Genomic DNA, 18,684 nt, shown 5'->3' with positions numbered 1-18,684 from the left:
CTGGCCCGTCACAGTCACAGTCACAGAAGTCGACGTCAACGGACCAAGGGGGCACGGAAGATGGAGCAGTACCGAATACGACGTGTGCGCGCCGCCCTGCTCGCACTCACCGCGGCGGGCGGCCTGCTGCTGACGGGCTGCGGTGGGGGCGACGACAGCGGCGCCAGCGACAACGCGTACGACGGCGGCCGCAAGGGCTACGCGCCCGCCCCCGACGGCGAACAGCACAGCAGCCCGGACGGCTCGGACAGCACCGACGGCGACTCCCGAGAGGTCGCCCCCGACCCCGACTACCTCTCCACCTTCGCCCTCGACGTCGACACCGCCTCCTACGGCTACGCCCGCCGCACCCTCGCCGATGGCCGGCTCCCGGACCCGGACACGGTCCGCCCCGAGGAGTTCGTCAACAGCTTCCGCCAGGACTACGACCGCCCGGACGGCAACGGCTTCACGGTCACCGTCGACGGCGCCCGCACCGACGGGGACGACTGGTACCTGGTCCGCGTGGGCCTCGCCACCCGCGCCGCCGAGAGCGCCGACGAACGCCCGTCGGCCGCCCTGACCTTCGTCATCGACGTCTCCGGCTCCATGGCCGAGCCGGGCCGCCTCGACCTCGCCAAGGACTCCCTGGACACGATGACGAACCAGCTGCGCGACGACGACTCGGTCGCGATCGTCACCTTCAGCGACGAGGCCGAGCGGGTCCTGCCGATGACCCGCCTCGACGGCCACCGCGACGACATCCACGACGCCATCGACAGCCTGGAACCCCAGGAGTCCACCAACCTCGGCGCGGGCGTCGAGACCGGCTACGAGACCGCCGAGAAGGGCCTGCGCGAGGGCGCCACCAACCGTGTCGTCCTCATCTCCGACGCCCTCGCCAACACCGGCGACACCGACTCCGCCACCATCCTCGAACACATCGCGAGCGAACGCCGCGAGCACGGCATCACCCTCTTCGGCGTCGGCGTGGGCAGCGACTACGGCGACGAACTGATGGAGGAGCTCGCCGACAAGGGCGACGGCCACACCGCCTACGTCTCCGACGAGGACGACGCCCGCGAGGTCTTCGTCGACCAGCTCCCGCGGAACATCGACCTCACCGCCCGCGACGCCAAGGCCCAGGTCGCCTTCGACCCCGAGACGGTCAAGGAGTTCCGGCTGATCGGCTACGACAACCGCCAGGTCGCCGACGAGGACTTCCGCGACGACAGCGTCGACGGCGGCGAGATCGGCCCCGGCCACACCGTCACCGCCCTCTACGCCGTCCGCCACAAGCCCGGCGCCGACGGCCACCTCGCCACCGCGAGCGTCCGCTGGCTCGACCCCGCCTCCCGCACCCCGCACGAGGAGTCCGGCCAACTGGAGTCCGAGGACCTCGACACCGACCTCTGGGACGCCCAGCCCCGCCTCCAAGTCGACGCCGTCGCCGCCTACTTCGCCGACAACCTCCGCTCCTACGGCGCCGAGTACGGCCCGCTGCCCGACACCCCCACCCTCGACGAACTGAGCGAGCGCGCCCACGACTTGGCGCGGACCACGGACGACGCGGACGTGACACGGCTCGCCGAGGCCATCGACCAGGCGAAGAAGCACGGCGACTGACACAAGATCCTGCCGGACCCATTGACCTTCCGTTACGCACGAGTAAGTTGACCCCCCAGTCAGAGCCGACTGGGGGCCGTCATGGGCGTACGCAAGGACTTGAAGAGGGCGAAACAGCGCAGCGACCTGGCGACCCGCACCAAGGTCGAGATCACCAGGGACGAGAAGGGCACGGTACGGGAGGCCCGTACCGCACCCCTCGCCCCGCCGTCACCGGCCGGCAGCACCGCCGACCTCCCGTACACCAACGCCGCCGAGGCCCCCGACGCCGTGGTCCTGCGCCGCAAGGAGGGCGCCGCCTGGCACCCCGTCACGGCCGCCGCCTTCGCCGCCGAAGTCACCGCCGTCGCCAAGGGATTGATCGCCGCGGGCCTCGAACCGGGCGGCCGCGTCGCGGTGATGTCCCGCACCCGCTACGAGTGGACGGTCCTGGACTTCGCGATCTGGGCGGCCGGCGGCCAGACCGTCCCGATCTACGCCACCTCCTCCGCGGACCAGGTGGAGTGGATCGTCCGCGACTCCGGCGCCCGCTTCGTCGTCACCGAGACCGCGGAGAACGCCGGCACGGTGACGACGGGCACGGCATCCCACCAAGAGCAGCCGCGTATCTGGCAGTTGGACGCCCACGCGCTGACCGAACTCAAGGCTCTCGGCGCCGACCTCCCCGACGAGGAGGTCACCAAACGCCGCACGAGCCTCACCCCCGCCACCGTGGCGACGATCTGCTACACCTCAGGCACCACCGGACAGCCGAAGGGCTGCGTCCTCACCCACGCCAACCTCCACGCCGAGGCCGCCAACACCGTCGAGCTGCTCCACCCGATCTTCAAGGAGGTGACCCGACAGGTCGCCTCCACCCTCCTGTTCCTCCCGCTCGCCCACATCCTCGGCCGCACCCTCCAGATCGCCTGCCTGATGGCCCGCATCGAGATCGGCCACTGCCCGAGCATCAAGCCCGACGAACTCCGGCCCGCCCTCAAGGAGTTCCGCCCGACCTTCCTCGTCGGCGTCCCGTACCTCTTCGAGAAGATCCACGACACCGGCCGCGCCACCGCCGAGAAGCTCGGGCGCGGCGCCTCCTTCGACCGCGCCGACCGCATCGCCGTCCGCTTCGGCGAGCGGTACCTCGACAAGTTCCTCGACCGCGGCAAGGGCCCGGGCCCCGGCCTCTACGCCGCCTGGGCCCTGTACGACCTCCTGGTCTACCGCCGCGTCCGCAAAGAACTCGGCGGCCGCATGCGCTACGCCATCAGCGGCGGCTCACCCCTGGACCGCAACCTCAACCTGTTCTTCTACGCGGCCGGGATCATCGTCTACGAGGGCTACGGCCTCACCGAGACCACCGCCGCCGCCACCATCGTGCCGCCCCTCAAACCCCGCCCCGGCACCGTCGGCCCACCGGTCCCCGGGGTCGCCGTCCGCATCGCCGACGACGGGGAGGTCCTCATCAAGGGCGGCATCGTCTTCGGCGCCTACTGGAACAACCCGGCCGCCACCGACGCCGTCCTCACCGACGACTGGTTCGCCACCGGCGACCTCGGCTCCCTCGACGAGGACGGCTATCTCACCATCACCGGCCGCAAGAAGGACATCCTCGTCACCTCCGGCGGCAAGAACGTCTCCCCGGCCGTCCTGGAGGACCGCCTCCGCAGCCGCCCCCCGGTCGGCCAGTGCCTGGTCGTCGGCGACAACCGCCCCTTCGTCGCCGCCCTCGTCACCCTCGAACCCGAGGCGATCACCCACTGGCTGTCGGTCCGCAGACTCCCCGCCGACACCCCCCTCTCACAGCTCGTCCAGGACCCACGGCTGCGCGCCGACGTCCAGAGGGCCGTGGACTACGCCAACGAGGCCGTCTCCCGCGCCGAAGCGATCCGCGCCTTCACCCTGGTCGAGGGCGAGTTCACCGAGGACAACGGCCTGCTCACACCGTCCCTGAAGGTGAAGCGGCACGCGGTGACGGCGGCCTACGCGGAGGAGATCGAGGTGCTCTACCGCAAGTGACACACCGGGTACGCGGAACGGCGGGCCACCGGAGAACCGGTGACCCGCCGCGGCGGATGATCCGAGGATCAGCCGTTGCCCTGACCGTTGCCGGAGAGGGCCGAGATGTCGTCCAGGATGTGCGACAGCGGCTCGTCGCCCTTGGCCTGCGTCGAGTTCTCGACGCACTGCTGGTTCTGCGGGGCCGACAGGATCGGGATGTCCTGGGCCACGCCGACGGCCGCGAGGCCGACGATCCCCTGGAGGTTCAGCTTCGCCGGCAGGCCGACACAGGGCTTGTTCAGCGAACCCTGGACCAGCGAGAGCTGCGGGCTCATGTCGCCGAAGGTCGCCGAGTTGCCGAACTCCTGCGAGGCGCCGTTGCCGCTGGCGGAGGTGGTGCCGTTGTCGTCACCGATGGCCATGGCGGGCGAGCCGGCACCGACGACAGTGGCGGCAATAGCCGCGGTTGCCCACAGCTTCTTCATGTTCATTCCCTTCGAAAAGCGGACTCCGGTGAGGAGCTGCATGATCGACAACGCCCGCACCCCGGCCGGGGTTGCGCTCTTTGCCCCGATTGGCCCAGCGCATGGGCGGAGGCGGCGGGCGCCCCGGTCGTACGAGCTCATTTGCAGGTCAGCGAGCTGCCCCGCACCGGGCCGTAACCCCTCAGTCCGGGCGGGTCCTTGGGCCGCGGATCCGCGCTCGCCTTGAGCAGCGGCTTGTCCGCGCGCAGCCTGGCGAACATCGCGTCCGCCCGCCGCATGTCCCAGGCCAGCGTCGAACCGATGTCCGGCCGGGTCTCGTTGAACCCGGCGATCGGCACCGTCGTGAACTCCATCGACTTCGCCGGCACCTTGTTCAGCGCCGCCGCCAGCTCGATCAGCTCCTTGGCGTCGAAGCCCTGCTCGACCCGCCCGTTCCCGAGCAGCGTGCCCACCACCCGGGCCATGCCCACCGGGTCGGTGAGCGCCTTCTTCGCCTTCAGGCCGCGCAAGGCGTTCACCAGGAACCGGTGCTGGCGCTGGATCCGCCCGAGATCGGCGCTGGTGTCGACATGCCGGGAACGGACGTACTGCAACGACCGGCCGCCGTTCAGCGTGTGCCGGCCCGGCCGGAGGTTCAGCTTGGTCGCCGAGTCCTTCAAGGTCCGCGAAGTGCACACCTCGACCCCGCCGACATCGTTCACGGCGTCGATGAAGCGCCGGAAGTCCACCTGGAGATACCGGTCGATCCGCATCCCGGTCATCGACTCCACCGTGCTGATGGAGAGCCCGGGACCGCCTTCGTCGTAAGCGCCGTTGATCTTCGAGGGGTGCGGTCCGCGTTCCTCGCCGGTCGACTCGTCGCGGTACGGCGGGATGTCGGCGTAGGAGTCCCGCGGCATGCTCACCACGCTGACGCGGTCCCTGCGGGCGGAGACATGGACGAGCATCAGGACGTCGGTGCAGTTGCAGGCCTGGCCGCCGGCGTGGAACTTCCGCTTCTCGGCGGCGGTGATGGTGTCCCGCTGGTCCGTGCCCATCAGCAGGATGTTCAGGGCCTTGGGGGCCTGTCGCTCGGGAAACGCGGAACTGCCGAGCAGCGTCGCGCCGGCCGCGAGGACGAGTCCGGGGATCGCGAGGGAAGAAAGGGTTCTCTTCATCGTCACGCGCCGAACGCTAAGACAGCGGGCCGCCGGGAAACCGGCGGCCCGCTGACGGGGGCTCAGATTGCAGCCCGAGGGCTCAGTGACGGAACCCTGGAGGACGTACGGCTCAGTGGTTGCCCGTGCCGTTGCCCGCCAGGACGGAGATGTCGTCCAGGATGTGCGACAGCGGCTCGTCGCCCTTGGCCTGCGTCGAGTTCTCGACACACTGCTGGTTCTGCGGGGCCGACAGGATCGGGACGTCCTGGAGGACACCGACGGCACCGACGCCGACGATCCCCTGGAGGTTGGCCTTCGCGGGCAGGCCGATGCAGGGCTTGTTGAACGAGCCCTGGATGAGCGCCATCTGCGGGCTCATGTTGCCGTAGGTGGCCGAGTTGCCGAACGACTGGTGCGCACCGTTGCCGCTGGCGGACGTGGTGCCGTCGTCGTTGCCGATCGCCATGGCGGGGGAGGCGATACCCGCGACGGAAGCGGCGACCGCGGCGGTAGCCAGAACCTTCTTGATCACTTGCTAGTCCCTTCTGAGGAAACCCCGTCCACCGGAGCGCACTGGTCAACTGCCCGGCGCCCGCATGGTTGCTGCCATTCACTCCGATGGCCCAGCGGAATTCCGTTAATTCGGCAGCGGCCACCGGCCCGATCGAGTGAAGTGCCGAAACCAAACCCCGTGGAGTTGGTTGATGCGGAGGCAGGAGCGTGCGTCTTGGTGATGCACCCAGGAAAGGAACTGAAATGCTGAAGAAGGCAATGGCCGCCGCGGCGGTCGCCGCTTCCGTTGTCGGTGCGGCGTCGCCGGCCATGGCCATCGGGAACGACCACGGCACCACGTCCGCCAGCGGCAACGGCGCCCACTCGAAGTTCGGCAACCAGATCACCAAGGGCGACATGAGCCCGCAGGCCACCCTGGTGCAGAGCACGGCCAACAAGCTCTGCATCGGCCTGCCGCTGAAGGCGAACGCCCAGGGTATCGCCGGTGTCGGTGCCGTCGGTGTGCTCCAGGACGTCCCGGTCCTGTCGGCCGCGCAGAACCAGCAGTGCGCCGACAACTCGACCCAGGCCAAGGGCGACGAGCCGCTGTCGCACATCCTGGACGACATCTCCGCCCTCGCGGGCAACGGAGCGGGCAACCACTGATCCGTCGTTCCTGAACGCGCTCGGGCGGCCCGTGAATTCCACGCGGGCTGTCCGGGCGTTTTCCGCCACTCAGGCGAAGCGTTTCTCCTCGTACGGATGCGTCGCGTCAATTATATGAATGCGTTCGAGTGAATTAAGAGGTGCCTCACGTTCCGTAGTTTCTTCGGCTGTCTATCCCTCGTTTTACAGCCTGCAGGTCACGTCATAGGGGCATGACCGCAGAGAAGGGAAAGCACATGAAGAAGACCGCTGCTGTCGTCGCGGGCGCGATCATGGCCCTGGGCATGGCCGCCCCCGCTTTCGCCGACGCGGGCGCCGAGGGTGCCGCTGTCGGTTCGCCGGGCGTCCTCTCCGGCAACGTCGTCCAGGTCCCCGTGCACATCCCGGTCAACGTGTGCGGCAACACGATCAACGTGATCGCCCTGCTGAACCCGGCGTTCGGCAACACCTGCGTCAACGACTGACGTCGTAGCACCCCAGCCTCTCCGGCTGTGTGAGCCGGCCTTGGACTGCTTCCTTGCCCTCCAAGGCCGGCTTTTCCCACTTCTTCAAGCAGGAGGACAACGAGATTGCGACAGACCCTGAGCAGGGGAATGGTCGCGGCGGCCGCCGCGACGAGCATTCTGTCCCTGTGCGGCAGCAGCCCCGCCCTCGCCGACTCGGACGCGAACGGGGCCGCCAAGGGCTCGCCCGGCGTCCTGTCCGGCAACAACGTCCAGGTCCCGGTCGACGCGCCGGTGAACGCCTGCGGCAACTCGATCGATGTCATCGCCCTGCTGAACCCCGCGTTCGGCAACTCCTGTGCCAATGACTCGGGTTCACCCAAGGGCGGCGGTGCGTACGGCGACGACTCCGGTTACGGGGACTCCGGATACGGCGACTCCGGGTACGGCGGGGGCGCCCACGGCCCCTCCGGTCACGGGACGCACGGCAGCGCCGAGGGCTCGCCCGGTGTGGTGTCCGGCAACCACGCGCAGGCGCCGGTCGAGGTGCCGGTGAACGCGTGCGGGGACACGGTCGACGTCATCAGCGGGCTCAACCCCGCGTTCGGCGGCGACTGCGGATCCGGCGGCTACGGGGACACCCCGGGGTACGGGGACACGCCCACGCCGACGCCGACCGACACGCCTCCGACCGGCGGGGACCAGACCCCGCCCACCGGCGGCGACCAGACACCTCCGACGGGCGGTGACCAGACGCCCCCGACCGGTGGTGACCAGACGCCTCCGACCGGTGGCGACCAGACGCCCCCGACGGGCGGTGACCAGACGCCGCCGACCCAGGAGGACAGCACTCCTCCCGGGCACAACGGCCCGCCGCCCCACCTTCCCGACACCGGAAGCAGCAGTGCGGCCATGATGGCCGCGTCCGGTGCCAGCGCGGCGCTGATCGCCGCCGGGGCCGTGCTGTACCGCCGGGGCCGCAGGACGGCCGGCGAGCACCGGTAGCAGTGCGCCGGGTGCCGGACGTCCCCGTCCGGCACCCGCGGCCGCTCAGCGCCGCGCCCCCTCGGCCACCTCCCGGCGACCCGGCGCCGGCACCGCTCCCTCGCGCGGCCCGGTGTGCAGCCGGCGCCGCACCCCTCGCACCAGCGCGCCCGCCGTGTAGGTCGCGCCGTGCACGAAACGCATCGCCGGGCCGTAGGCGGAGGCCGTCACCAGGCCCGCCAGGAACAGGCCCGGGTGGGAGGGCGACTCGAAGTCCCGGCCCGCCGCCGGAGTGCCGTCGGCCCCCGTCGCCAGAGCCGTGCGCAGCTGCTCGGAGAGCAGGCCGAGACGGTCGCTGGTGGCCCTGAACCCCGTTGCCGCGATGACGTGTTCCGTCTCCAGCGTGCGCGGCGCCCGGACCCCGTCCGTCCGGTCCGCCACCTCCAGCCGCACCCCGCCCGGCACCTCGCGCGCCGCCGCGACCTCGTGACCGAGGAGCACCTCGACGGCCGGTTCCACCCGGTCCCGCACCCACCAGGCGCCCGCCGGACCGAGCGCCGTCGTCGCGATCCGCGCCCGCGTCCGCACCGGGAGCCGGCGGAAGAGACCGGGGCGCTCGGCGTAGAACCAGTTGCGCCAGCCGCAGCCCAGGCCGCTGTGCGGGGAGCGGGCCGAGCGCCACAGCGGGCGCTCCCACGGCGGCGGTACGTCGTTCCAGCACAGCTCGTCCGCGCGCGCCAGCACCCGCACGCGCGTGCCCTGTTCGGCGAGCAGGGCCGCCGTCTCCAGGGCCGCCTGGCCGCCGCCGATCACCGTGACGTCCTTGCCGCGGAAGCGGTCGAGGTCGCTGTGGTGGCTGCTGTGGGTGACGAGCGCGGGGGAGAGGTCCTTGAGGGCCGCCGGGATCTCGACGAACGGCATGACGCCCACGGCCAGCGCGACCGTGCGGGCGGGCAGTACCTCGCCGTCGTCGGTGACCGCCTCGAAGCCGCCGGGGCGCAGCGCGACCACCCGGGTCACCGTGCGCTCGTCGACGGCCGGCACGGCGTTGCGGGCGAACCACAGGCCGTACTCCGCGAACACCTCCACCGGGATCGGCTCCCCGTGACGGGCCGTCATGCCCCGGCCCTCGCAGTAGGCGTCGAGGCGCCAGCGGCGCTCCGGGTCCGAGAGATGGGAGGCCCACGGCTCCGACTTGAGGAACATGCCGCGGGGCATGTGGTCGCGCCAGGACGCCATGGGCCGGCCGAAGACACGCACCTTCAGCCCGGCGGCCGCGGCGTGGGACGCGATGGACAGGCCGTACGGGCCCGCGCCCACCACCAGCAGGTCGTACATCAGCAGCTGCTCGCTTTCTCGTCGTCGGTGAGACCGGTGTCGGTCAGATCGGTCGGCTCGGTCGCTTGGCGCACCACACGCGCGCGTGTCCGGTCGGCAGCCGGCGGGTACAGCCGGCCGAGGCGTTCCCGCACCCGGCGCGACACGTGCCGGGCCCACAGGCCCCACATCGCCCGTCCCGGCGCCCGGTCGTCGGCCGCGCACCAGGCCAGCTCCCGCCCGGCGGGCGCCGGGCGCAGCGCGGTCAGCGGCGCGTAGTTCTCCACCACGAACTCCCGCCCGGCCCGCGGCACCCCGTCCGGCAGCGGACGGTGCGTCAGGTCCAGGTGCAGGGCGCGTACGACGTCCAGGCCCGCGGTGTCGCTGAAGAGCCGGAACTGGGCGCCCGGGCGCGGGTTGAAGTCGAGCAGGTGGTGGCGGCCCCGGGCGTCGCGGCGGAAGTCGAGGTCGAAGATGCCGCGGTAGCCGAGCGCGCCGGTGATCCGCTCGGCGAGTGCCTGCACCCGCTGGTCCGGCGTCCAGCGGCCCACCGCCGTGAGGCCCGCGCCGCGCGGCCAGGCCCGCAGCTTGACGCCGGCGCCGCCGCCGCGGACGGCGCCCGAGCGGTCGGCGTACCCGTGGAAGAACCAGTCGCGGTCGGTGCCGGGCGGGAGATACGCCTGGAGCAGCAGTCGGCTGCCCGCCTCCTCGGTGCGCAGATACAGGTCCCGTGCCTCCTGGGCGGAGCCCAGCACCACCGTGCTGCGCAGTCCGCTCTCCGCCGGCAGCAGCCAGGGGCGGCTCCACTTGGCGATCACCGGCAGACCGAGCTGCCAGGCGGCGTTCGCGGCCTCGGCGGGGCTGTCCGGGATCAGGGTGAGCGGGTGGGGGACGTCCACGGCGGCGCACAGGGCGGCCAGTTCGGCCTTGTCGGCGACGCGCTCGGCGAGCGGGTCCGGGGTCGCGGGCAGCAGATAGGCGGGCGCCAGCTCCTGGCGCAGCCGGCTCACGGCGATCGCGCTCGCGTCGTCCATCGGGATCAGCACCGCGGGGCGGGCGATCCGGGCGGCGATACGGCGCAGGGCCACGGCGATGTCGGCGGTGGGCGTGCCGGGTGGCGGCGGGGGATGGATCTGTCGTACAAATCGCGACCGGGACACCGGACTTCCGGTGGATTCCGCGATCACATGCACCTCCACTCCCGCCCTGCCGAGCGAGCGCACGGCACCCAGCGTTCCGTGGTGAAAGGGATTCCGGTCGATCCGCAGCAGTACGGCGGGGACGCGGGTGTCGAACTGCGACACGTACTCAAATCCTTCGGTCGTTTCACTCGTGCGGGCGATCGGGCCACTCGAAGGCCGTAAGCACGGTGGCGGAATTCATATTGATATGACTGAGTGTCAGTTACCGGTGTCGTTCGCCGGAGAGCGCGAGAGTGAGAAAGGAGCAGGCATGGACTCACAGCAGCGACGGGCCCGGACCAGAAGGCTGGCGTTCATCGCGGCGTCGGTCGTCGCGTCCGCCGCCCTGGCCACGGGGCCCGGGTTCGCAGCGGGGGTGGGGCGGGCCGGCGATCCTCCCGCTCCCACGCCGACCCTGCCGCCGGTCCCGGCCGTCCCCGCGGTGCCGTCCCCGGCCGCGCAGTCGAGCGCGACCCCGGCCCCGGCCGTGACCCCGGCCCCGACCACCACCGATCCTGTGCTCGATCCCGAGCCGAAGCCCGCGGAGCAGCTGCCCGCCTTCGGCGCCTACCTCGACTACGGCCCGCGTGGGGTGACCCGCATGGCCGAGCTCAGCCGCTGGCTGGGCGGCGCCGATCTGCGGGTCGGGCACACCTATCTGCCCGGCGACCGCTGGAGCAACATCGAGGGCGCCCCGAACTTCCTCGACGCGTGGGCCGACTGGCGCAACGCGCGCGACGACCGGCTGTTCGTCCTCAACGTCCCCATGCTGGAGCGCAACGAGGACCGGGTCCCCGACTACGAGGTCCGGCGGCTGCTGCAACAGGGCGCGCGCGGCGACTTCGATCACCACTTCCGCCGCCTCGCCAAACGGCTGGTCGAGCTGAAGGTGCCGGACACGGTCATCGTGCTCGGCTGGGAGATGAACGGCATCACGTACACCCATCGCTGCGGGCCGGACCCGGAGGCCTGGAAGAAATACTGGAACAGGATCGTCACCACCATGCGTTCGGTGCCGGGCCAGAAATTCCGGTTCGATTTCACGCCGAGCCGCGGCCGGGACGCCGTCGGCTGGACGAAGTGCTATCCGGGCGACGACACCGTCGACATCATCGGCATGGACTCGTACGACCAGCCGGAAGGCCTCTCGTTCGACCAGCAGGTGAAAGAGCCCTTCGGACTTCAGGAACACGTGGAATTCGCGAAATCCCACGGCAAAGCAATTTCCTATCCTGAATGGGGACTCTTCCGCAACGGAGACAATCCCGAGTACATGCGGCGCATGCTCGCGTGGATGGACGAGCACAAGCCGCTGTACAACACGCTGACGGACTACTGTCCGCACGGCGTCTGGCAGTGCGACGACAACCCCAAGGCGTCCGAGGTCTACCGGTCCGTGCTCTTCGGCCGCAACGAGGAGCCGACCCCGACACCGACCCCGACGCCCACCGAGCCCACGCCCGACCCGACTCCGACTCCGACCGAACCGGCCAACTGCACGCCGCTGGACCTGGGCGAGTGGGTCGAGTACTGGATCGGCGGGAAGCTGTGCATGCGGTTCGACTGGTGGTCGCGCAGCCGGTGAGTCCCGGGTGGCGGCGGTCCGTTCAGGGGCCGCCGCCACCGCGCTCCCTCCACTTCCGCAGCAGTTCCTTGCCCCGGCTGCGGGCGGCGACATCGCACAGGGCCGCCGCCAGCAGCGGGGCGGTGCGCCGCCGGGCCAGCAACAGCCGCTGGTTGAGCACGGGTTCGGGTTTCCAGTGCTGTTTGTACGGCTCGTTCCCGCGCAGCAGGCTCAGCGTGCCGCGCGCGTGTCCGCTGCACGCGTCGAGCAGCATCACCGCCACGTCCGCCTTCCGCTCCCGCAGACACGGATGGGCGCCGTACAGATAGCCGCCCGCCAGGCGCCGCGACAGCAGCGTCAGATCGACGGCCACCACGTCGTCGTCGAGCCGGAACTCGGTGACGACCGCGTCTCCGGCGGCGACCATCGGGGCGACCGAGCGCACCAGGTGCTCGCAGAACCGGGGCCGCAGGTGCTCGCTCGTCACCTTCCGCCCCTGCCACTGGAGTTGATGCAGTTCGAGGAGGCGCCGCAGCGCCTTGTCGACCTCGTCGGGCTGCACGACATGCCGTTCGACACCGAGTGCGGTCAGCTTGCGGAGCTTGGCGCGCACCCGCTGCTGGGCCTTCGTCGACGGCAGCCGGGCCACCAGTTCGTCCATCGGTACGGCGGGCAGCTCCAGGCACAGCGAGTCGCCGACCCGGCGCCGGGGCCCGGGCCAGTGGTCGTAGATCCGCTCGGCCGCGCCGCCCGGCCGCACCTCGCGCAGATCGACCAGCGCGGTACGGGCCGCCGCCGCGAGCCCCTCGGTGAGCGCGGCGACCGCCCCCTCGCCGCGCTCCTCGTCCAGCAGGACGTCCCCGTAGTCGGAGATCGCCCCGCCCAGCGGCACGAGGGACGGCACGGGACGGCGTACCCGCATCAGGGGCGCGGCGGCGACCAGTTCGCGCCCGTCACGGACCAGCAGGACGCGCAGCCGGCCGCGACGGCCGTACGAGAGCCACCAGGAGTGCAGCCAGGGGTGGCTCTGGAACGGGGTCGCGGCGGGGCAACGGCCGTACAGGCGCGCCCAGTCGGGGGCGAGGGCGGCGAAGTCGGTGTCGTCGGTGACGAGTTCCGTCGTGTACGTCACAGCTGGCCGTGCGCGTCGGCGGCGACGGCCGGGCCGGGCACCGAGGCCGGGCGCCCGGGGTCCGACGCGTTCCGCCGCGGCCGTACCAGCAGCACCAGGCCGCCGAGCAGCCCGCCTGCGCTCGCCCCGACCAGGCCGGTCACCGCGGGGGAGGCCGAGGACGGCTCGGTGGGCTTGGTGGCCCGGGCGAACTGCTGGAGCTCGACGTTGGTGTCGCCCTTGGTGTCGCCCGCGTGCCGGGTCAGGGCGCGGGAAACGGCGTTGGCCATGTCGGCGGCCAGGTCGGGGCGCGAGGAGGTCGCCGTGATCGCGACCATCGGGGCGTCCGGGGAGGTCGCCGTCTGCACGCTCGACTGGAGCGTCCGCACCGGGACGCCCGCCCACACCTGGGCGTCCCCGAGCACCGCGAGCTGGGTCGCGACCCGGCCGTAGGCCTGCGCGAAGCCGAGCGCGGACGCGGGGTCGGACTTCTCGGTGGGGACGGCGATGACGTAACTGGTCGCCGTGTACGTCGGTGTCTTGGCGAGGCCGTACACGCCGCCGAGCAGTCCGCCGACGACGGTGCCGGCGGCGAGCAGGGACCAGGCCGGGAGGGTCCTGGCGCGAGTGAGGACGGCCGGGCGGCGCGGGCCGGTGGGGTTCTCGGTCATGTGGAACTGGCTCCCTGGGATGACGGTGCTGGACTGGCCGCGGCCGCGTAGACGTCCATCAGTGCCGCGGCGCTGCGGGTGATGCAGTAGTGGTGGGCGGCGTCGGGGGCGGTCCGGGGGCGCGGGCCCTCGGTGCGGGCCGCCGCGATCGCGCGGGCGAACTCCTCGGGGCCGCCGAGGACCTGCCGGCTGCCCGGGGCGGCCTGCGCGGGCAGGTCCTCGATCGCCGGGCAGGAGCTGTAGAGGACCGGCAGTCCGGACGCGAGCGCCTCGACGACCGCGAGCCCGAAGGCCTCCTCCGGGGAGGGGGAGACCAGCAGGTCCATCGCGGAGGCGAGGGAGGGCAGGTCGGGGCCGGGGGAGCCGTCGGGGGCGTAGGGGCGTTCGCCGGTGAACAGGACCCGGTCGGCGACGCCGGCCTCGCGGGCGGTGCGGCGCAGGAGGTGCTCGTCCGGGCCGCCGCCGACCAGCAACAGCCAGCAGTCGGCCGGGAGTCGGGTGACGGCCCGGATCGCGGTGTCGAAGCGTTTGCCCGCCGTGAGACGTCCGATGCCGCCGATGACGTACGCCTCCTCGGGCAGGCCGAGACGGCGGCGGGTGTGCAGGCGCTGGAGGGGGTCGAAGCGGAAGCGGGCCAGGTCGATGCCGTTGGGGACGACCTCGATGCGGGGGGCGGGCACGCCCCAGCGCTTGAGGCGGGCGGCGACCGTGGGGGAGACGGCGACCGTGGCGCGGCCGAGGCGCTCGCTGGCGAGGTAGAGGCCGCGGACCCCGGCGGTGAGCCTGCGGCCCTCCATCTGGGAGTCGCCCAGGGAGTGTTCGGTGGCGACGACCGCCCGGACACCCGCCATGCGCGCGGCGAGGCGGCCGTAGACGCAGGCGCGGTAGAGGTGGGTGTGCACGAGGTCGTAGCCGCCCGCCCGGATCAGCCGGACCAGACGCGGCAGCGCGGCCAGGTCCCGGTTGCCCGCCATGCCGAGGTGGGTGACGCGCACCCCGTCGGCGACCAGCCCGTCGGCGACCGCGCCCGGGTTGGTGAGCGTCACGACGTCGCAGTCGACCGGCAAGTGCCGCAGCAGCAGCCGCAGTTGCTGCTCGGCGCCGCCGACGCCGAGGCCGGTGATGACGTGGAGGGCCTTCACCTCAGATCCCCTCGACGGGACGGCGGCGCAGCCGGTGCAGCCGGTATTTGAGGAACAGGCGTACGGCGGTGTCGTTCTGGCCGATGTGGAGGCGGGGGAGGGCGTGCGGGCCGGTGAGGGGGCCGGGGTCGATGGCGCAGGCGTACCGGTATCCGGCCTCCCGTACGGCGTTCACGGCCCGCTCGTCGAGGGTGCCGTAGGGGTAGCAGAAGCCGTCGACCGGAGCGCCGGTCAGCTCCTCCAGCGCGGCCCGGCTCTCCACGACCTCGGACTTGAGGCGAAGGTCGTCCGCCGTCGTCAGGTCGACGTGGGTGAGGCCGTGCGAGCCGATCTCGATGCCCGCCTCGGCGGCCTGCCGGATGCCGTCGGCGGTGAGCAGCGGTTTGCGCGGGCCCAGCGGGTCCCAGGCGTTGTCGCCGCCGAGGCGGCCGGGGAGGACGAAGAGGGTCGCGCCGAAGGCGTGCCGGCGGAGGACGGGGAGGGCGTCCGCGACGAAGTCGGCGTACCCGTCGTCGAAGGTGAGGCCGACGAGGTTCTTCCGGTCGGGAGCGGCCAGCAGCTCGGCCATCGAGACGCCGCGCAGGCCACGGCGGCCGAGCCAGGTCAGCTGGCGGTCGAGTCGGTCGGGGGTGACCGTGATGCGGTACGGGTCGTCGGAGGGGTCGCCGACCGAGTGGTACATCGCGATCCACGGGACGGGGGCGGAATCAACGGCCATGGCTGAGCCTTCGTGTGACGGAACGTACGGATCGGAGTGCGGGGACCACGCCCTGGGCGTCCATGGCCCAGGCGAGCAGGACGAAGACGGCGGCGACGGTCGCGCCGCCCGCCGCGAGCCCGGGCACGGCCGACGGCACCTGACCGGCGACGAAGGTCCCGGCGACACCGGCGACCACCGCGGCCCGCACCGGCTTGCTCAGCTCGTGCAGCGCGCGGCGCTTGCGGATCGGGACGCTTCTCGGGCCCATGCCGGCGAGCAGCACCAGGGCGGTCACGGTGATACCGGCCGCGTTGGCGGCGGCGATGCCGGAAACGCCCCAGACGCCGACCGTCAGGGCGCCGATCCAGGAGGTGGCGATGATGCCGGTGGCCATCGCGGCGACCGGGTACCAGCTCGGGCGGGCGGCGGAGAAGTACGAGCGGACGAGCACGCCGGTCAGGGTCTGGCCGAGCAGCCCGAGGGCGTACACGCGCATGACGCCCGCGGTGGCGGCGGTGTCCTGGGCGGTGAACGCGCCGCGCTGGAAGAGGAGTCCGACGATCTGCGGGGCGCAGGCGATGACGGTCGCGGCGCCGAGCAGCAGCACGCAGGAGGCGAGGGCGAGGTCGCGCTCGACGCGGGTGCGGGCCTTTTCGATGTCGCCGTCAGCGAGGGCGCGGGCGACCACCGGGAAGGTGACCGTGCACAGCATCATCGACAGGGTCATCGGGATCTGGGCGACCTTCTGCGCGTAGTTCAGATGCGAGATGGCGCCCGCGTCGAGGGTGGAGGCGAGGAAGCGCTCGATGAGCGTCTGGGACTGCCGGCACAGGGCGAACAGGAGGACGGTGGCGACGAGGGCGGCGGTGACGGAACGCTCGCCGCTCGGGGCGGACCGCGGTTCCTGCTCCTGCTCCTGTTCCTGCTGTGCGAACTGCTGGGGGGCCTGCTGGGGAACTTGCTTGCGGCACAACTGCCGTACGAAAGGCGGCAGTTGGATGAGGACCATCAGCCCGCCGCCGATCGCCACCCCGGCCGCCGCCGACCGTACGCCCCAGTGCCCGCCCAGGACGAACATCGCGGTGATGATGCCGGTGTTGTACGCCACGTAGATCGCCGCCGGCGCGAGGAACCTGCGGTGGGCGCGGAGGGCGGCGCTGCAATATCCGGCGAGTCCGAAGCCCAGGACGCAGAGCGCGGTCAGGCGGGTGCAGTCGACGGCGAGCGCGGGGTCGGGCAGGCCGGGGGCGAGGGCCTCGACGACGTAGGGGGCGGCGCCGACGATGACCGCGGACACGGCGACGAAGGCGAGGGAGAGCTTGGGGAGCGTGGCCGCGACCAGCGCGCGGACCGGGTCCCCGGGCGTCCCCTGTGCCCGCCGGGCCAGCGCCAGGCTGAACGCCGGGACCAGGGCGAAGGCCAGCCCGTCCTCGATGAGCAGCGTCGCGGCGAACTCCGGGATGGTCCAGGCGACGAGGAACGCGTCGGTCTCGCTCCCGGCCCCGAACAGCCGGGCCAGCGCCTGGTCCCGCACCAGCCCGAGCAGGGCACCGGCCGCGGTGAGGACGGCGGTGACGAGAGCGGCCTTGGCGAGGAAGCCGCGGGAGACGGGGGCGAGGTCGGCGGCCTCGGCGGGGGCGGGGGCGAGGTCGGTACGGGTCGGTGGAACGGCCAGGTCGACGCCGGACGGGTGGCTACGGCTCCGGTCGCCCTGCGAAGCCGCGTCTCGCCCGCCCGAGGCCGCCCGGGAGACCCCGGAGACCCGGGTGCCGTCAGCTGCCACGGCCCGTCCGGAGGCCCCGGTCGGCGCTACGACCCGCTCGCTCGGAGTCCCCGAGGAGTCCCCGGAAGCCCGAGGCGGCGTCACCGTCATCGCGCGGCCGCCTCCTCGGCGAGCTCACGCACCGGCGCCGGAGCCGTCACGGCCTTCTCCGGCGCCCCACTGGCCAGCGCCCACCAGGCCGCGAGCCCGAAGCAGACGGCCGTCAGCACGGTCGAGGGGCCGCCGATGTCGGCGTACATGAAGTCGGTCAGCTGCCAGACCAGGAAGCCGCAGGCGACCAGCCCGCAGTCGAGCCCGGGGCCGGAGCGCCGGATCCGCGCGAGCCCCCGCAGTCCGCACACCAGCAGGGCCAGCCAGCCGCCCGCGAGGGCGAGGAGGCCGATGAGGCCCTGTTCGGCGAGGATCAGCAGGTACATGTTGTGCGGGGACAGCAGGGGCTGCTTGCGGTAGGCGGCGCCCGCGCCCTCCGTGTCGCTGCCCGCGGACAGCGCGAGGGAGGCATGGGCGTCCCGGTGCTCGGGGAAGCCCTTCAACCCCACGCCGGTCAGCGGCTGTTCGCGCCACATGCCGACGGCCGCCGCCCACATGGTGTACCGGTCGGTGACGGACTGGTCGGGCGCGTCGGTGACCTGGGTGATGCTGTTGATCCGCTCCTGGAGCATCGCCGAGCCGACCCCGAAGCCGCCCACCAGGATCACCCCGAGGGCCACCATCACGGCCCCCACCTTCAGCGCCCGCCGCAGCCCGGCAAGGACCAGCTGCGCCGAGCACGCCACGGCGGTCGCGATCCAGGCGCCACGGCTGAAGGACAGGGCGAGCGGGACGAGCAGCGCCAGCGCGCAGCCCGCCGCGATCGCCCGCTGCCGTACCGGGGTCCGGCCGAGCGCCAGCCCCACCGCGCACACCAGGCCGAAGCACACGACGGTCGCCATGCCCATCACGTCCTGCGCCCCGAAGGTGCCGACGGCACGGATCTCCTGGCCCTGGTACGAGGCCCCGGTCCCGGTCAGGAACTGGTGCACGCCCACCGCGCCCTGCCACAGGGCGAGCCCCACGAACGACCAGGCGAGGAGGCGGAAGTCGGCCCGGCCCCGGACCAGCAGCAGTACCGCCGCCGGGACGAGGACGAAGATCTGGAGATAGCGGCCCATGCCGGTGAGCCCGGCCCCCGGCGAGGACGCGCCCGCCGCCGCGACCGCCAGCCCCAGCACCGGCAGCCCGAGGACCACGGCCGCCGTACGGGACAGGGGGCGCCGCCGGTCCCGTACGAGACCGATTCCGCAGCCCAGCACCACCAGCGCCGAGACCGCGTCGGCGGGCCCCGCGCCGCCCTCGCCGCCCGGCCCGATCGGCAGCCCCAGCAGGGCGATCACCGCCACCACCGGGAGTACCGGCGCGAATCTCCGCACGTGGTCCAT

At 72.4% G+C, this 18,684-nt stretch carries 17 protein-coding genes; 6 read left to right on the top strand and 11 right to left on the bottom strand.

Features of this window, described 5'->3' with window-relative positions; all coding sequences use genetic code 11:
* Positions 1-60 precede the first annotated feature (60 nt).
* On the top strand, positions 61-1,605 hold the full coding sequence (locus ABZ928_RS26410) for a von Willebrand factor type A domain-containing protein (protein ID WP_361523689.1): 1,545 nt from the start codon (positions 61-63) through the stop codon (positions 1,603-1,605).
* An 81-nt stretch (positions 1,606-1,686) separates the two neighbouring features.
* Positions 1,687-3,606: a long-chain fatty acid--CoA ligase gene (locus tag ABZ928_RS26405; protein ID WP_361523686.1), complete on the top strand. Its 1,920-nt coding sequence runs from the start codon at positions 1,687-1,689 to the stop codon at positions 3,604-3,606.
* Positions 3,607-3,674: 68 nt separating this feature from the next.
* Here the strand turns inward: ABZ928_RS26405 and ABZ928_RS26400 are convergent, their stop codons facing one another.
* The 3 genes from ABZ928_RS26400 to ABZ928_RS26390 all read right to left on the bottom strand — a co-directional run bounded on the left by ABZ928_RS26400 (position 3,675) and on the right by ABZ928_RS26390 (position 5,744).
* Positions 3,675-4,073, bottom strand: coding sequence for a rodlin (locus ABZ928_RS26400; RefSeq protein ID WP_361523683.1), 399 nt, complete (start codon positions 4,071-4,073; stop codon positions 3,675-3,677).
* 137 nt (positions 4,074-4,210) lie between these two features.
* Positions 4,211-5,230 (bottom strand): LCP family protein, encoded by a 1,020-nt coding sequence (locus tag ABZ928_RS26395; protein ID WP_361524664.1) that lies wholly within the window; start codon positions 5,228-5,230, stop codon positions 4,211-4,213.
* Between the two features lie 112 nt (positions 5,231-5,342).
* Positions 5,343-5,744: a rodlin gene (locus ABZ928_RS26390; RefSeq protein ID WP_361523680.1), complete on the bottom strand. Its 402-nt coding sequence runs from the start codon at positions 5,742-5,744 to the stop codon at positions 5,343-5,345.
* 224 nt (positions 5,745-5,968) lie between these two features.
* Here ABZ928_RS26390 and ABZ928_RS26385 point away from each other — a divergent pair, with 224 nt between their 5' ends.
* The 3 genes from ABZ928_RS26385 (at position 5,969) to ABZ928_RS26375 (ending at position 7,818) form a co-directional block, all read left to right on the top strand.
* Positions 5,969-6,370, top strand: a complete 402-nt coding sequence (locus ABZ928_RS26385; protein WP_361523677.1) for a rodlin — start codon at positions 5,969-5,971, stop codon at positions 6,368-6,370.
* A gap of 272 nt (positions 6,371-6,642) precedes the next feature.
* Positions 6,643-6,834, top strand: a complete 192-nt coding sequence (locus tag ABZ928_RS26380; RefSeq protein WP_361524661.1) for a chaplin — start codon at positions 6,643-6,645, stop codon at positions 6,832-6,834.
* A gap of 105 nt (positions 6,835-6,939) precedes the next feature.
* A complete protein-coding gene (locus ABZ928_RS26375; protein WP_361523674.1) occupies positions 6,940-7,818 on the top strand; it encodes a chaplin in 879 nt (292 codons plus the stop codon).
* A 45-nt stretch (positions 7,819-7,863) separates the two neighbouring features.
* Here the strand turns inward: ABZ928_RS26375 and ABZ928_RS26370 are convergent, their stop codons facing one another.
* Entirely contained in the window at positions 7,864-9,135 is a 1,272-nt protein-coding gene (locus ABZ928_RS26370) for an FAD-dependent oxidoreductase (protein WP_361523672.1), read from the bottom strand.
* On the bottom strand, positions 9,135-10,418 hold the full coding sequence (locus ABZ928_RS26365) for an ATP-grasp domain-containing protein (RefSeq protein WP_361523669.1): 1,284 nt from the start codon (positions 10,416-10,418) through the stop codon (positions 9,135-9,137). Before ABZ928_RS26365 ends, ABZ928_RS26370 begins: the two co-directional genes overlap by 1 nt.
* A gap of 148 nt (positions 10,419-10,566) precedes the next feature.
* Between ABZ928_RS26365 and ABZ928_RS26360 the strand changes: the two genes are divergently transcribed.
* Positions 10,567-11,880 (top strand): glycosyl hydrolase, encoded by a 1,314-nt coding sequence (locus ABZ928_RS26360; RefSeq protein ID WP_361523666.1) that lies wholly within the window; start codon positions 10,567-10,569, stop codon positions 11,878-11,880.
* Positions 11,881-11,902: 22 nt separating this feature from the next.
* Here ABZ928_RS26360 and ABZ928_RS26355 read toward each other — a convergent pair whose 3' ends face one another.
* The 6 genes from ABZ928_RS26355 to ABZ928_RS26330 are packed head-to-tail and all read right to left on the bottom strand — an operon-like array spanning position 11,903 to position 18,684.
* On the bottom strand, positions 11,903-12,991 hold the full coding sequence (locus ABZ928_RS26355) for a GNAT family N-acetyltransferase (protein ID WP_361523663.1): 1,089 nt from the start codon (positions 12,989-12,991) through the stop codon (positions 11,903-11,905).
* Positions 12,988-13,641, bottom strand: a complete 654-nt coding sequence (locus ABZ928_RS26350; RefSeq protein WP_361523661.1) for a lipopolysaccharide biosynthesis protein — start codon at positions 13,639-13,641, stop codon at positions 12,988-12,990. The genes ABZ928_RS26355 and ABZ928_RS26350 overlap by 4 nt, the downstream gene beginning before the upstream one ends.
* Positions 13,638-14,783, bottom strand: a complete 1,146-nt coding sequence (locus ABZ928_RS26345) for a glycosyltransferase (RefSeq protein WP_361523658.1) — start codon at positions 14,781-14,783, stop codon at positions 13,638-13,640. Before ABZ928_RS26345 ends, ABZ928_RS26350 begins: the two co-directional genes overlap by 4 nt.
* Position 14,784: 1 nt before the next feature.
* The gene (locus tag ABZ928_RS26340; RefSeq protein WP_361523655.1) at positions 14,785-15,501 is read right to left on the bottom strand and encodes a polysaccharide deacetylase family protein; all 717 of its coding nucleotides are present in this window, start codon (positions 15,499-15,501) and stop codon (positions 14,785-14,787) included.
* The gene (locus tag ABZ928_RS26335; RefSeq protein WP_361523653.1) at positions 15,491-17,356 is read right to left on the bottom strand and encodes a lipid II flippase MurJ; all 1,866 of its coding nucleotides are present in this window, start codon (positions 17,354-17,356) and stop codon (positions 15,491-15,493) included. The genes ABZ928_RS26340 and ABZ928_RS26335 overlap by 11 nt, the downstream gene beginning before the upstream one ends.
* Positions 17,353-18,684 carry an O-antigen ligase family protein gene (locus ABZ928_RS26330; RefSeq protein ID WP_361523650.1) on the bottom strand — a complete coding sequence of 444 codons (1,332 nt, stop codon included), beginning with the start codon at positions 18,682-18,684 and terminating at the stop codon, positions 17,353-17,355. Before ABZ928_RS26330 ends, ABZ928_RS26335 begins: the two co-directional genes overlap by 4 nt.

Origin of the sequence: Streptomyces sp. NPDC046909 (assembly GCF_040644695.1) — a bacterium.
Classification (GTDB): domain Bacteria; phylum Actinomycetota; class Actinomycetes; order Streptomycetales; family Streptomycetaceae; genus Streptomyces.
This window is presented reverse-complemented; position numbering and strand designations above follow the sequence as displayed.